Raw genomic sequence first — 13356 nt, 5'->3', positions numbered from 1 at the left:
GCCCCATCTTGGGCATCGACGAGGGCCACGTTCCGGGAGGAAGGGCCTCCCCGACCCGCGGCCCTCGCCTTTTCCGGACCGTGCGGTGCCCGTTCCTACACCAGGCCCATGAGCTGTGGCAGCCACATCGAGAGCTGCGGGACGAACACCACGAGGAACAGCATGGCGATGATCGCGAGGAGGAACGGCCACAGCTTGGCGATGACCGGCTCGATCCGTAGTCGGGCCACGCGTGACCCGACGAACAGCACGTTGCCGACCGGCGGTGTGATCGTCCCGATCGACAGGTTCATCACCACCATCGCACCGAAGTGGATCGGGTCGATCCCGAACTCGGTGACGATCGGGAGGAAGATCGGCACGAAGATGAGGATGGCCGGCGTCGGGTCCATGAACGTCCCGACGATGAGCAGCACGACCATCATCAGCAGGAGGACGACGGTGCTCGAGTCGGTGAACCCGAGGACCGCGTCCGAGATGAGGTCCGGGATCCGCGCGAGCGACATGACGAAGGACAGCGCGGTGGAGACGCCGACCAGCAGCATGACGATGGCCGTGGTCCGGCCCGCGTCGACGAGGATGCCCGGCAGGTCACGGACCTTGACCGTGCGGTAGATCGCCGACAGCACGAGGCAGTAGACGACTGCGACGGACGCGGACTCGGTGGCCGTGAAGTAGCCGGCGAGGATGCCGCCGACCACGATGACGATCATCAGCAGCGACGGGAGCGCACGCCAGAAGACGAGCAGGGCCTGGCGGAACGTCACCCGGTCCGCCGTCTTCAGCCTGCCCGGCTGGCGCACGGCATAGATCGCGACGACGATCATGCAGGCGGCAGCCCACAGGAGCCCCGGGATCAGGCCCGACATGAACAGCGCCGCGATCGACGTGCCGGACACCAGCGAGTAGACGATGAACGTGTTCGACGGCGGGATGAGCATGCCGGACGGCGCGGAGGCGACGTTGACCGCAGCCGCGAAGCCGCGGTCGTACTTCTCGGCGACCATCCGGTTGTTCATCACGTTGCCGACGGCGGCGGCCGCAGCGACCGCGGCGCCGGAGACGGCCCCGAACATCGCGTTCGCCGCCACGTTCGTCTGGGCGAGCGAGGCCGGCATGCGTCCGATGAGCACCTTCGCGGCGTCCACGAGCCGCCCGGCGATACCGCCCGAGTTCATGATGACGCCCGCCAGCACGAACATCGGGATCGCGAGGAGCGGGAAGCTGTTGATCCCCGTGAACATGCGCTGCGCGGAGATGAGCACCGCCTGCTCGGAACCGAGGATCGGGATCGTCGCGAGGAAGGACGAGACGCCGATGACGACGGCGATCGGCACGGACAGCACGATGCCGATGACGATGCCGCCGACGAGGATGAGCGCTGCGAGCGTTGTCGGGTCCATCACGCCTCCGTCGTCGGTCGGGCGGACGCGCCGCCGCGGGTGGGGGGACCGTGGTTCGGGCCGGCCGTGTCGTCGGCCTCCGGCCGGCGCGCGTCGGAACCGTCGTCCGGGAGGACGATCGACTCGACGTCATCGGCACCGACCCGGACGTCGGGGTCGTCCTCGTCGGTGTGGTCGCCGTAGGGCGCCTCGGCGCCGGTGGCGACCTGGAGGATGTAGTAGATCGAGTAGAACGCGATCAGCACGCCGGAGATCGGCAGCGCGAGGTACATCTGACCCAGCGTGAACGGCAGGGCCGACAGGTTCTGCAGCCACGCGTTGTCCGACGCACGCATCCCGCCCCAGATGAGGACGACGACGGCGAACGCCAGGACGACGAGCTGGACGACGATGGCCAGGACGCGCTCGGCGCCGCCGGGCAGCTTGCGGGCGAGGAACTCGACCGCGATGTGCCCGCGCTCGCCGAACACGAACGCCGAGGTGAACAGGCCGAGCCAGACGAAGGTCAGCCTGGCGCCCTCCTCCGTCCAGGTGGCGGGGTCGCCCAGCACCTGCCGGGTGAAGATCTGCCACACGAGGACCACGACGAGCAGGGCGAACAGCACCACCGTGATCCAGCACAGGGCTGTGTCGAGCACCCTCTTGATGGCTCTCATGCGTCACCTCCTTCGGTCATGACTCGGCCTGTCCGGATCACTCGGCCGCTGCGCGCGCCGCGTCGTAGAGCTCGCGCTGCGAGTCGGTGGTGATGAACTCGTCGGCCAGGGCCTCGAGCGGCTCCGCGAAGGCGGCGTCGTCGACCTCGGTGAAGGTCGCGCCGCCCTCGGTGGCGCCGTCGATGGCCTCCTGCGTGGCGTCGGCCCAGAGCTGGGTGTGCTCCTCGTAGGCCGCGGTCCAGGCCTCGTCGAACGCGGCCCGGTCCTCCTCCGATATGCTCTCGAGCAGGTCGGTGTTGATGATGAGGTAGTCGAGGCCGACGAGGTGGTTGGTGTACGACCAGTGCGGCGCCACCTCGTAGTGGCGCTGGGTGAAGTAGGAGACCTCGTTGTTCTCCGCGGCGTCGACGACCCCGGACTGCAGGCCCGTGTACAGCTCGCCGTAGGCCATCGGCGTGCCGTTGCCGCCGAGGGCCTCGGCCATGGCGATGTGCAGGTCCGACTCCTGGACGCGGGTGTCCATGCCGGCGAGGTCCTCGGGCGTCTCGACCGGGCCCTCGGTCGTGTAGATCGACCGCGCACCCTGCGTGAAGCCGCCGAGCACGGTGAAGCCGTTGGACTCCTCGAGCGAGGCGTACAGGTCGCCGGTGATCTCCGGGTCGTGGATGACGTTCATCTGGTGCTCGACGTCGTCGAACACGCGCGGGAGGTTGAAGGTGACGAAGTCGTCGTTGAGGTTCTCCAGCTGGGTGCCGGAGACGATCGCCATGTCGACGCTGCCGTCGGAGACGAGCTGGAGTGCCTCTGCCTGCGCGCCGAGCGTCTCGTTGGGGTAGACCTCGATGCCCCAGCCGTCGGCGTTCTCCTCGAGGGCGGTGCCGAAGTTGTCGAGCGCCACGTACGAGGGGTGGTCCTCGGTCTGGTTGAGCGCCAGCCGCATCGTGGTGCCGCCGCCCCCGCCCCCGCCGTTGTCGTCGCCGCCACCGCAGGCCGCCAGGAGCAGCGCGGCGCCGGCGGCGCCTGCCACGGCGATGACCGAGTTCTTATGATTTCCGTCCTTGCCTCGGGGGAGACTCCGTCGTCAGACCGTTGGGATGTGGCGTTCCTTGCCACGTCGTGCGTCCCGGGCGGGCAGCCATGCCGTGCCCCGATCGGAGGGGCGGCCGTCCGGCGGAGGTGCCGCTGTTGTTGGTGGAGTCATTGAGTCAGGTCGGTACGTCCGCCGGACACTGGTTGCCACGAGTTGCCAGGGCGGGCCGGATCACGGCGCCGTGATCTGCGCCGCGAGATGGCCGGCCCCGTAGCCGTTGTCGATGTTGACGACGGCGACCCCGGGCGCGCAGGCGTTGAGCATCGCGAGGAGAGCGGCGACCCCGCCGAACGACGCGCCGTAGCCCACCGAGGTGGGGACCGCCACGACGGGCGCTGCCACGAGGCCGGCGACGACGCTGGGGAGCGCTCCGTCCATACCCGCGGCCACGACGATCGCCGACGCCGAACGGAGCAGGTCGAGGCGGCCGAGCACACGGTGGAGACCGGCGACCCCGACGTCGACGACGAGCTCCGTCCTGCGCCCCAGGTGCTCGGCCGTGAGACGTGCCTCCAGAGCGACGGGCAGGTCGGACGTCCCCGCACTGAGGACGACGACGAGGCCACCGCTCGGCGCGGGCGGGGCAGCCGGCCAGGCGAGCAGCCCTGCCTCCTCGTGGTGGGCCGCGTCCGGGAGCGCCTCGAGCACGACCCGTGCGTGCTCGGGGCTCGCGCGGGTGAACAGCGTCGGCGCGCCGCGCTCGGCGACGGCGGCCGCGATGGCCGCGACCTGCGCGACGCTCTTGGGCTCGCACAGGACTGCCTCGGGGTAGCCGCGCCGGGCCGCCCGGTCGTGGTCGAGGCTGGCTAACGCCTCGAGCTCCGGTCCCGGACGCCAGGCCGAGGGAGCGACCGGTTCGCCGCCCTGTGCGTCGCCGGGCGTGCCGTCCTGCGGGTCGCCGGGCGCACCGGCGTGTGCGTCGCCGGGCCTGTCGTCCTGCCGGCCGTCCTGGTCAGCGGCCATGGCTGATGTCGACGAGCGGGAGGGTGAACGCGCCGGACTGGATGCCGCGCAGGTCGACGGCGGCGAACCGGAAGCCGGCCGCGGTGATGGCGGCGTGGACCTCGTCGCGCAGCTCGGCCGCGCGCACGATCTCGGCCGCGGGCAGCTCGATCCGGGCGACGTCCCCGTGGTGGCGCACGCGGCCGTCGGAGAAGCCGAGCCGGCGCAGCGCGCCCTCCGCGGCGTCGACCTGGGCCAGCTTCTCGGGCGTGACCTCCTCGAAGTGCGGGATGCGTGAGGCCAGGCACGGCGCCGCGGGCTTGTCCGCGACCGGCACGCCGAGCTCGCGTGCCACCTGCCGGACCATCGCCTTGGTCAGGCCGACCTCCGCCAGCGGGCGCAGCACGCGGTGGTTCGACGCGGCCTGCGCCCCGGGCCGGTCCGGGCGGCGCGCGTCGTCGGCGTTCTCCCCGTACGCGACGGCCGCGAGACCGAGCTCGGCGACCAGCTCGTCGGAGATGCGGGCGAACAGCTCGTCCTTGCAGTGGAAGCAGCGGTCCGGGCCGTTGGCGCGGTACTCGGCGTTGTCGCCCTCGTGGGTCTCGACCTCGACGACGCGCGCGCCGATCTCGCGGGCCGTCGCGTGGGCGGCCTCCCGCTCGTCGGTCGCGAGCGAGGGGGAGACGCCGAGGATCGCGACGACGCCGTCCGGCCCCAGCGTGCGGACCGCGAGCGCGAGGAGCGTCGCGGAGTCCACGCCGCCGGAGTAGGCCACGCCGAGCAGGCCGTGTCCGGCGAGGAGCCGGGCCACGCGGTCGGCCGGCCCGGCGTCGTCGTGGCGTGTGTCGCCGCCGGTCGGCTGCTCGGTGACCGGCGGCACGGACGTCGTCGTCGCACGGGTGCTCATCGCTGTTCTCCCTCGTTCTCGGCGCGCACGTCGCCGGTCGCGCCACGGTACCCAGGGTCGCATCGTGACCGAGACCGGCGGCCGCACGGACCTCGTTGCCACGGGTTGCCACGCGGCGCGCGGCTACCGTGGGGCCATGAGCACCGACGGGGAGGCACGCAGGATCCCCACGATCTACGACGTCGCCGCGGCCGCCGGGGTGTCGCCGTCGACGGTCTCCCGGGCGCTCGCCCGCCCGGGCCGGGTGAGCGCGGAGACGGCCGAACGTGTGCGCGAGGTGGCCGCCGAGATCGGCTACCGACGCTCCGCCGTCGCGCCCGCACTCGGCGTCGTCCCGAGCAAGCTCCTGGCGATGGTGGTCGCCGACATCGGCAACCCCCTGTTCGTCGACGTCTTCCGCGGTGCCGAGGTCGCCGCCGGCCGGGCCGGCTACACGATGCTCCTGTTCGACGCCCGCGAGGCGGAGTCCCGTGAGCGCGCCGCGGCCGAGTCCTTCCTCGACTTCGTCGAGGGGTTCATCCTCGCCAGCCCCCGGATGTCCGACTCCGCGCTGTTGCGGCTGGCCAAGCAGCGCCCCGTCGTCGTGCTCAACCGCATGGTCAGCGGCCTGCCGAGCGTGCTGACCGACGGCGCGCGCGGCGTGCGTCGGGTGGCCGAGCACCTCGGCTCCCTCGGACACCGGGAGGTCGCCTACATCGGCGGTCCGGAGGCGTCGTGGGCCGACGGCGTGCGCTGGCGCGGGCTCCAGGAGGCCGGCGAGGAGCTGGCCCTGCGCGTGCGCCGCATCGGACCCAACGAGCCGACCGTCGTCGGCGGCGAGCTGGTCGCCGCCCGGTGGTCCCGGAGCCAGGTGACCGCGGTCGTCACCTTCAACGACGTCATGGCCATCGGGTTCGTCCGCGGCCTGCGGGCGCAGGGCCTGGAGGTCCCGACCGACGTCAGCGTCGTCGGTTTCGACAACAGCCGCCTCGGGGCGCTCGCCACGCCGGCGATCACCTCGGTGGCCTCGCCGCTGGCGCTCCAGGGCCGCACAGCCGTGGGCAACCTGCTCGCCATCGTCAAGGGTGCCCGGCCGCCGCGGCAGCCGGTGCTGCTCCCGGTCAAGCTCGTGCCGCGGGAGTCCACCGGACCGGTGGGCGGGGCGTCCGGCGGGCCTGCCGGCGGGGCGTCGCCCCACGTCGGCTGAGCCGTTGACAACATCTGGCCACCACTGAGGCCTGCGGCGCGCCGCGGACATACTGGGGGAGGAGCACCGCCCAGTCGCCGAGGAAGGGACGACCGCATGACCGTCAACGACACCACCGCGAGCGCGCAGATCGGGGTGATCGGGCTCGCCGTCATGGGCAGCAACCTCGCCCGCAACTTCGCCCGCAACGGCTACGCAGTGGGCCTGTACAACCGCACGACGTCGAAGACCGACGAGCTCATCGCCGACCACGGCGGCGACGGTACGTTCGTCGCGTCGACCACGCTGGAGGACTTCGTCGCGAGCCTGGAGCGGCCGCGCAAGATGGTCATCATGGTCAAGGCCGGCGGTGCCACCGACGCGGTCATCGAGCAGCTCGTCCCGCTGCTGGAGGAGGGCGACATCGTCGTCGACGGCGGCAACGCCCACTACGAGGACACCCGCCGTCGGGAGGCGGCCCTGCGCGAGGTCGGACTGCACTTCGTCGGCGCCGGGATCTCCGGCGGCGAGGAGGGTGCGCTCAACGGCCCGAGCATCATGCCCGGCGGCCCGGCCGAGTCCTACGAGACGCTCGGGCCCATCCTCGAGGCGATCTCCGCGAAGGTCGACGGCGAGCCGTGCTGCGTGCACATCGGCCCCGACGGCGCCGGCCACTTCGTCAAGATGGTGCACAACGGCATCGAGTACGCGGACATGCAGTTCATCGCCGAGGCCTTCGACGTCCTGCACTCCGCCGGGCTCACGCCCGCCGAGCTGGCGGACGTGTTCCGGGAGTGGAACACCGGCGATCTGGACTCCTACCTCATCGAGATCACCGCCGAGGTGCTCGGGCACGTCGACGCCGAGACCGGCCGGCCGTTCGTGTCGATCGTCCAGGACGCGGCCGAGCAGAAGGGCACCGGGCGGTGGACGGTGCAGATCGCCCTCGAGCTGGGCGTGCCGGTGAGCACCATCGCCGAGTCGGTGTTCGCCCGGTCGACCTCGGGCCACGCCGCGCTGCGGGCGGCGTCGAAGGGGGTCCTGCCCGGCCCGGCGCGCGGCGAGGTCCCGGCCGAGCAGCGGGCGGAGCTCGTGGAGCAGGTGCGCCAGGCGCTGTGGGCATCGAAGGTCGTCGCCTACGCGCAGGGGCTGGACCAGATCCGGACGGCGTCCGAGGAGTTCGGCTGGGACATCGACATCGCCGAGGTCGCGAAGATCTGGCGCGGCGGCTGCATCATCCGGGCGCGTCTCCTCGAGCGGATCCGCTCCGAGTACGCCGCCGGCAACCTCACGACTCTGCTCGAGGCGCCGTCCGTCGTCGCCGGTCTCGAGGCCAGCCAGGCCGGTTGGCGCGGCGCGATCGCCCACGCGGTGGCCTCCGGCGTCCCGGTCCCGGGCTTCTCCGCCGCGCTGTCCTACTACGACACCGTGCGGGCCGAGCACCTGCCGGCCGCCCTCGTGCAGGGACAGCGGGACTTCTTCGGCGCGCACACCTACCGGCGCACCGACAAGGAGGGCACGTTCCACACGGAGTGGTCGGGCGACCGCAGCGAGACCCCCCAGTAACCCCGACGAGTGAGGGGATTCTTCGTCACGAGTGAGCACGGTTCCGCCCGTCGAGCGAACGGGATTCCGCCTCCTGAGTGAGCGGGCATCGACCCGTCGCGAGATCGCCCTCCCACCGGTACGCCGGTGGGAGGGCGATCTCGCGTCAGAGGAACGTCGTCGTCGGCAACATCCGGCAACCGGGTGACCTGCTCCATCGCTCCCGGCGATGGTCGACGCACCGGTGAGGGGCACACCGACGACGGATCGCCCCCGCCGGTGTGCGCCGTGACCAAGCACGGCGTCCGAGGTCGACGACGACTGCAGGAGGAACACGATGTCCAGATCCCCGAAGAAGGGGCGTAGGTGAGCTGTGCTGGGAGCGGTGCTGGCCGTCCCGCTGACGCTCACGGTCGCGCTGGCCGGTGGTGCCGGCGCTACGCCGGAGGCACCGGACGACTCGGCTCCTGCCGAGCAGCCGGACCAGTTCGAGCAGCCGGAGCTCGAGAGCCGTACCACCGAGATCATCGAGGTCGACGGGTATCAGTTCCGCGACCTCAACGACAACGGTGAGCTCGACCCGTACGAGGACTGGCGGCTGTCCGTGGCGGACCGTACCGATGACCTCGTCGCGCAGATGACGCTCGAGGAGCGCGCCGGACTCATGCTCATCGACACGCTCAACGCGGCGTGCGTCGACGGCGTGCGCGGCGTCGTGCCGGAGTCGGGCACCGACTTCATCGAGAACCAGCACATGCACCGGTTCATCTTCCGCAACACCGTGGCCGGCCCGGAGGACGCCGAGTGCGGCGAGGCGGGTGGCGGATTCCAGGCCTCCACCACCGTCACGCCCGCGGAGGCGGCGACCTTCACGAACACCGTCCAGGAGATGTCCGAGTCGACCAGGCTCGGCATCCCGTCGCTGTTCAAGTCGAACGCCCGGAACCACATCGACCCCGACGCCCGCGCGGGCATCAACGAGTCGGCTGGCGCGTTCACCGCGTTCCCCAAGGAGGCCGGCATCGCGGCGGCCTCCCTCGGCGCCGAGGCCGCAGCGACTGGTGAGGACCCGACGACGGGCGACATGGCGGTGGTCGAGGAGTTCGCCGAGGTCATGGGCGACGAATGGGCCTCGATCGGCCTGCGCGGCATGTACGGCTACATGGCGGACCTCTCCACCGAGCCTCGCTGGTACCGCACCCACGAGACCTTCACCGAGGACGCCCAGCACGCGGCGGCGATCATGTCGACGCTCGTCGGGACGCTGCAGGGCGAGATCCCGGCTGACAGCGAGAACGGCTTGGCGCTGAGCCCGGAGACCCGGGTCGCGCTCACGCTCAAGCACTTCCCGGGCGGCGGTCCGCAGGAGCTGGGCCTCGACCCGCACTACGCGTTCGGCAAGGCGCAGGTCTACCCCCAGGGACTCTTCGAGGAGCACATGCTGCCCTTCGAGGCGGCCATCGACGCGGGTGTCTCCTCGATCATGCCGTACTACGGCATCCCGGTGGACGTGCCCGAGGTGGGCAACGAGGACGAGAACTACCCGCTGACGGGCTTCGCCTTCTCCGACTCCATCGTCAACGGGCTGCTGCGCGACCAGCTCGGTTTCGGCGGCTACGTCAACTCCGACACGGGCATCATCAACGACCGTGCCTGGGGCCTCGAGGACGCGACCGTGCCGGAGCGCGTCGCGGCGGCCATCAACGGCGGCACCGACACCCTGTCCGGCTTCAGCGACGTCACAGTGATCACCGACCTCGTCGAGGACGGCCTCGTCAGCGAGGAGCGCGTGAACGAGGCCGCCGAGCGGCTCCTCGAGCCGATGTTCCGCATGGGCCTGTTCGAGGACCCCTACGTCGACCCGGACGTCGCCACCGCGACGATCGGCAACGAGGCACACCGCGAGGTCGGCCTGGAGCAGCAGCGCGACTCGCTCGTGCTCCTGGAGAACCAGGAGACCGAGGAGGGCCCGGTGCTGCCGCTCCAGCCGGACTCCGACGTCTACATCCTCGGTGACTTCACCGAGGAGACCGTCGCCGAGTACGGCTTCGACGTCACCGACGGCAACGTCGAGGAGGGCGAGGAGCGGCCCAGCGCCGAAGACAGCGACTACGTGCTCATCTCCATGACCGCCAGCGCCGACGGCAGCGACTACGTCAGCAACAGCGACGGCTTCGGCCTCAACCCCGAGCACGGCGTCAACCCGAGCATCATCGCGGGCATCGAGGGCCTGGACGGCCAGAGTCTGAGGGGCGCGGCGGATGCCTGCGTCACGCACGGGACCGACGGCTGCACCGACGACGGTCTGCGCTTCGGCGGCGCCTACCCCTGGGAGTCGGACACCCTCGACTTCACCGGCATGGAGGCGGCCGAGTCCTGGGAGGTGACCCCCTCGCTGGAGACCATCCAGGAGGTCATGGCCGAGGTCGACGACCCGAGCCAGGTCGTCCTGCAGGTCTACTTCCGTCAGCCCTACGTGCTCGACGAGGCCAGCGGCCTGCGTGACGCCGGTGCCATCCTCGCCGGCTTCGGCGTGACCGACACCGCGCTGATGGACGTCCTCACGGGCGAGCACGCGCCGCAGGGCCGGATGCCGTTCGCCCTGGCCGGCACGCCGGAGGCGATCGTCGAGCAGGACACCGACGCACCGGGCTACGACGAGACCACCGACGGCGCCCTGTACCCGTTCGGCCACGGCCTCACCTACGAGGAGGAGCACCCGGAGGAGCCGGGTGAGCCTGGTGAGCCGGTGCCGCCGACGCCGGGTCGTGGGTTCTACCTCAACGATGGTTGGGGGATCTGGGCGGACCACGAGTTCTCCTTCGGTCGCCCGGGCGACGAGGTCCTGGTCGGTGACTGGGACGGCGACGGCAGCGACACGCTCGCAGTCCGGCGTGGGAATGCCTACTTCCTGTCGAACAACCTGTACGGGGGCAACGCGGATGTGGAGCTGACGTTTGGTCGTGCATCCGACACGGTGCTGGTGGGTGACTGGGACGGTGACGGCGCGGATTCGTTCGCGGTGCGTCGTGGGAACAGCTACTTCCTCACCAACTCCCTGTCTGGTGGGAATGCGGAGGCCGAGCTGGATTACGGCCGGGCGGATGACCAGGTGCTGGTGGGTGACTACGACGCCGATGGTGCGGACTCGTTCGCGGTGCGCCGGGGGAACACCTACTACGTGTCCAACAGCCTGTCCTCGGGTTGGGCGGATGCTCAGTTCGACTACGGGCGGGCCGGTGATCAGGTGCTCGTGGGGGACTGGGACGGTGATGGGGCGGACACGTTCGCCTCGCGTCGCGGGAACCTGTACCTGGTGTCGAACAGCCTGACCGGTGGGTGGGCCGACATCGAGGTCCGCTACGGCCGGGCCGGCGACGAGGTGTTCGTCGGTGACTGGAACGGCGACGGCTCCGCCACACTCGGAGTCCGCCGCTGACCAGGAGCTGGTGCCGATAGTTCGCGAGTGAGCGGACTTCCGCTCCACGGATGAGCGCCGCCCGGATCTCGGTCCGGGCGGCGCTCACCTGACGGGCGGGCCCCGCACCCTGATGGGGGTGCGGGGCCCGCCCTTCGCCGTCGTCGTGCCCGTCGCCGGCTCGGACTGGTCGGTGAGTCAATGGGGTAACCATCGAGTCAGTGCCCCCGGGGGACTGCCTCGATGGTTACCCGATTGACTGGGCAACGGCGACGGCGACGGCGACGGCGACGGCAACGGCAACGGCAACGGCAACGGCAACGGCGACGGCGGGACGGCGCGACACCGCGACCCGCTCCGCAACGGGCAGAACCCCGCTCACTCGCCACACGGACCGGAGCGAGCAGAAGTCCGCTCACTCGTCCGGGCCGACAGAGCCGAGCAGCGTCGTCGTGACGTCGAGGAGCCGGGCGCGCAGGGGAGCGGCCCGCTCGGCCATGTCCCGTTGGCGGCGGGCGTACTCGGCCCGCCCGGACGGTTCCTCGATGCGCACCGCCGCCAGGCCGTAGGAGGCGACGTCGTACGGGGCCGCGGCCATGTCGAGACGGCGCACGTCCAGCGCGAGGTCCGCGCAGTCCAGCAAGAGCTCCCCGGGCACCGCCGGCCCGAGCGTGAGGCCCCATCTGAGCAGGTCCATCGTCACGTGCAGGCAGCCGGGCTGGTCGAGCTCCAGCTGCCGCTCGCGGGTCGGGCTGATCGTGTTGAGCGGTTCGGCGTCGGGGGTGAAGAACCGGTACGCGTCGAAGTGGCTGCAGCGGATCGTCGCCGACTCGACGGCGGCGTCCGTGCCGGCCTGCCCGAGCCGGAGCGGCAGCGGGTGGCGGTGCTTCTCCTGCCGGTAGACCATCGCCCACTCGTGCCAGCCGAAGCAGCCGAGCGTGGGCGGGCGTCCGGCCGTGCGCTCGAGCAGGGCGTGGACCCAGCGCACGCCGTCGCCGCGGTCGGCGAGGAAGGACCCGGCGTCCAGCACCACGCCACCCCGCTGCGTCGCCCGGTGCCAGCGCCAGGCCGCCCGCTCGCTGAGGTCGGGAGCGTGCTGCGCGGCGTCGTCGGGGAGGAGCTCGACGCCCACGCCCGGGTGCCACCGGCGCGCCTTTCCCGGCTTGAACGGGTAGTACTCGTAGAGGAAGTCCTCCACCGCGTGCTTCTCGTGGCGGGAGCGCCGCGCGCGGTGCCCGGCGGTGAAGGCGTCCGCGCGGGCGGCGTGGTCGGCCGCGCGCGCCCGCCAGGTCGTCGCCGTCAGCTGCACGGCACCCAGGGTAGGCACGCGAACCCGGGCCCGCGACGACGGCGAACCGCACGCTCGACGACGGCGAACCGCACGCTCGGCGACGTCGAACCGCACGCTCGACGACCGAGCCGCGGCGGGGCTCATAGGATCGCCTCATGCGCATCGCCCGCTTCGTCACCGACGGCAACCCCCGATACGGGATCCTCGACGAGGACTCCGCCGAGCTCGTGGTCCTCAGGTCCGACCCGTTGTTCGCCGGGTTCGACACCACCGGGGAGCGGGTGGCGCTCGACGACGTCCGACTCCTCTCGCCGGTCATCCCGCGCTCGAAGGTCGCCGGGCTCGCCCGCAGCTACCGGGTCGACGGCGGACCGGACCCCGATCCGGTGGTGTTCCTCAAGCCGAACACCTCGGTCATCGGCCCGGACGACCCGGTCGTGCTCCCGCGCTGGAGCCAGGAGGTCTGGTACGAGGCCGAGCTCGCCGTGGTCATCGGGCGGATGGGCAAGGACGTCCCCGTCGAGCGCGTGGACGAGATCGTGTTCGGCTACACGGCGGCGAACGACTACACCGCCAAGGACCAGCTCGCCCCCGGGGACCCGTGGGCGCGCGCCAAGGGCTGGGACACGTCCACGCCGATCGGCCCGTACCTCGCCGTCGACCTCGACCCGGACGACCTCGCGGTCCGCGCCTCCGTCGACGGCGTGCGCACGCAGGACGGTCGGACCTCCCAGCTGGTCACCGGCGTGCGCGAGATCGTCGCCCAGGTCTCCGAGATCTTCACCCTGCTGCCCGGCGACCTCGTGCTCACCGGCACGCCCGCGGGCAACGGGACGGTCGAGGCCGGGCAACGGGTCGAGGTCGAGGTCGAGGGCATCGGGTCGTTCGTCAACCCGATCCTGCGCCGGGACTGAACAGGACGGAGCGGACTGAACAGGA

10 protein-coding genes are annotated in these 13356 nt (G+C 71.5%); 4 read left to right on the top strand and 6 right to left on the bottom strand.

What is annotated here, in order from left to right:
• Positions 1-95: 95 nt before the first annotated feature.
• The 5 genes from ACPYO4_RS06715 to larE form a co-directional block, all read right to left on the bottom strand.
• On the bottom strand, positions 96-1403 hold the full coding sequence (locus tag ACPYO4_RS06715) for a TRAP transporter large permease (protein WP_425708442.1): 1308 nt from the start codon (positions 1401-1403) through the stop codon (positions 96-98).
• Positions 1403-2059, bottom strand: coding sequence for a TRAP transporter small permease (locus ACPYO4_RS06710; RefSeq protein WP_425708441.1), 657 nt, complete (start codon positions 2057-2059; stop codon positions 1403-1405). Before ACPYO4_RS06710 ends, ACPYO4_RS06715 begins: the two co-directional genes overlap by 1 nt.
• Positions 2060-2096: 37 nt before the next feature.
• Positions 2097-3086 carry a TRAP transporter substrate-binding protein gene (locus ACPYO4_RS06705; RefSeq protein ID WP_425708440.1) on the bottom strand — a complete coding sequence of 330 codons (990 nt, stop codon included), beginning with the start codon at positions 3084-3086 and terminating at the stop codon, positions 2097-2099.
• Positions 3087-3320: 234 nt separating this feature from the next.
• A complete protein-coding gene (gene larB, locus ACPYO4_RS06700; RefSeq protein WP_425708439.1) occupies positions 3321-4112 on the bottom strand; it encodes a nickel pincer cofactor biosynthesis protein LarB in 792 nt (263 codons plus the stop codon).
• Entirely contained in the window at positions 4102-4998 is an 897-nt protein-coding gene (gene larE / locus ACPYO4_RS06695; RefSeq protein WP_425708438.1) for an ATP-dependent sacrificial sulfur transferase LarE, read from the bottom strand. Before larE ends, larB begins: the two co-directional genes overlap by 11 nt.
• Before the next feature lie 136 nt (positions 4999-5134).
• Here larE and ACPYO4_RS06690 point away from each other — a divergent pair, with 136 nt between their 5' ends.
• The 3 genes from ACPYO4_RS06690 (at position 5135) to ACPYO4_RS06680 (ending at position 11147) form a co-directional block, all read left to right on the top strand.
• Positions 5135-6184: a LacI family DNA-binding transcriptional regulator gene (locus tag ACPYO4_RS06690; protein ID WP_425708437.1), complete on the top strand. Its 1050-nt coding sequence runs from the start codon at positions 5135-5137 to the stop codon at positions 6182-6184.
• Positions 6185-6280: 96 nt separating this feature from the next.
• Positions 6281-7729 (top strand): NADP-dependent phosphogluconate dehydrogenase, encoded by a 1449-nt coding sequence (gene gndA / locus ACPYO4_RS06685; protein WP_425708436.1) that lies wholly within the window; start codon positions 6281-6283, stop codon positions 7727-7729.
• A gap of 352 nt (positions 7730-8081) precedes the next feature.
• The gene (locus ACPYO4_RS06680; protein ID WP_425708435.1) at positions 8082-11147 is read left to right on the top strand and encodes a glycoside hydrolase family 3 N-terminal domain-containing protein; all 3066 of its coding nucleotides are present in this window, start codon (positions 8082-8084) and stop codon (positions 11145-11147) included.
• Positions 11148-11541: 394 nt separating this feature from the next.
• Here ACPYO4_RS06680 and ACPYO4_RS06675 read toward each other — a convergent pair whose 3' ends face one another.
• Entirely contained in the window at positions 11542-12429 is an 888-nt protein-coding gene (locus tag ACPYO4_RS06675; RefSeq protein ID WP_425708609.1) for a 3-methyladenine DNA glycosylase, read from the bottom strand.
• A gap of 143 nt (positions 12430-12572) precedes the next feature.
• Here ACPYO4_RS06675 and ACPYO4_RS06670 point away from each other — a divergent pair, with 143 nt between their 5' ends.
• Positions 12573-13331: a fumarylacetoacetate hydrolase family protein gene (locus ACPYO4_RS06670; RefSeq protein ID WP_425708434.1), complete on the top strand. Its 759-nt coding sequence runs from the start codon at positions 12573-12575 to the stop codon at positions 13329-13331.
• The last annotated feature ends 25 nt before the right edge of the window (positions 13332-13356 follow it).

It is taken from the genome of Georgenia sp. Z1491 (assembly GCF_049856175.1).
In the GTDB taxonomy this organism is placed as follows: domain Bacteria; phylum Actinomycetota; class Actinomycetes; order Actinomycetales; family Actinomycetaceae; genus JB111.
Note: the sequence above shows the minus strand (reverse complement) of the source record. Positions and strands in the feature narration are given on the sequence as shown.

Coding starts and splice junctions, on each gene's coding strand:
- ACPYO4_RS06670 (WP_425708434.1), top strand. CDS start 12,573: ATGCGCATCGCCCGCTTCGTCACCGACGGCAACCCCCGATACGGGATC.
- larB (WP_425708439.1), bottom strand. CDS start 4,112: ATGGCCGCTGACCAGGACGGCCGGCAGGACGACAGGCCCGGCGACGCA.
- ACPYO4_RS06690 (WP_425708437.1), top strand. CDS start 5,135: ATGAGCACCGACGGGGAGGCACGCAGGATCCCCACGATCTACGACGTC.
- ACPYO4_RS06710 (WP_425708441.1), bottom strand. CDS start 2,059: ATGAGAGCCATCAAGAGGGTGCTCGACACAGCCCTGTGCTGGATCACG.
- larE (WP_425708438.1), bottom strand. CDS start 4,998: ATGAGCACCCGTGCGACGACGACGTCCGTGCCGCCGGTCACCGAGCAG.
- gndA (WP_425708436.1), top strand. CDS start 6,281: ATGACCGTCAACGACACCACCGCGAGCGCGCAGATCGGGGTGATCGGG.
- ACPYO4_RS06715 (WP_425708442.1), bottom strand. CDS start 1,403: ATGGACCCGACAACGCTCGCAGCGCTCATCCTCGTCGGCGGCATCGTC.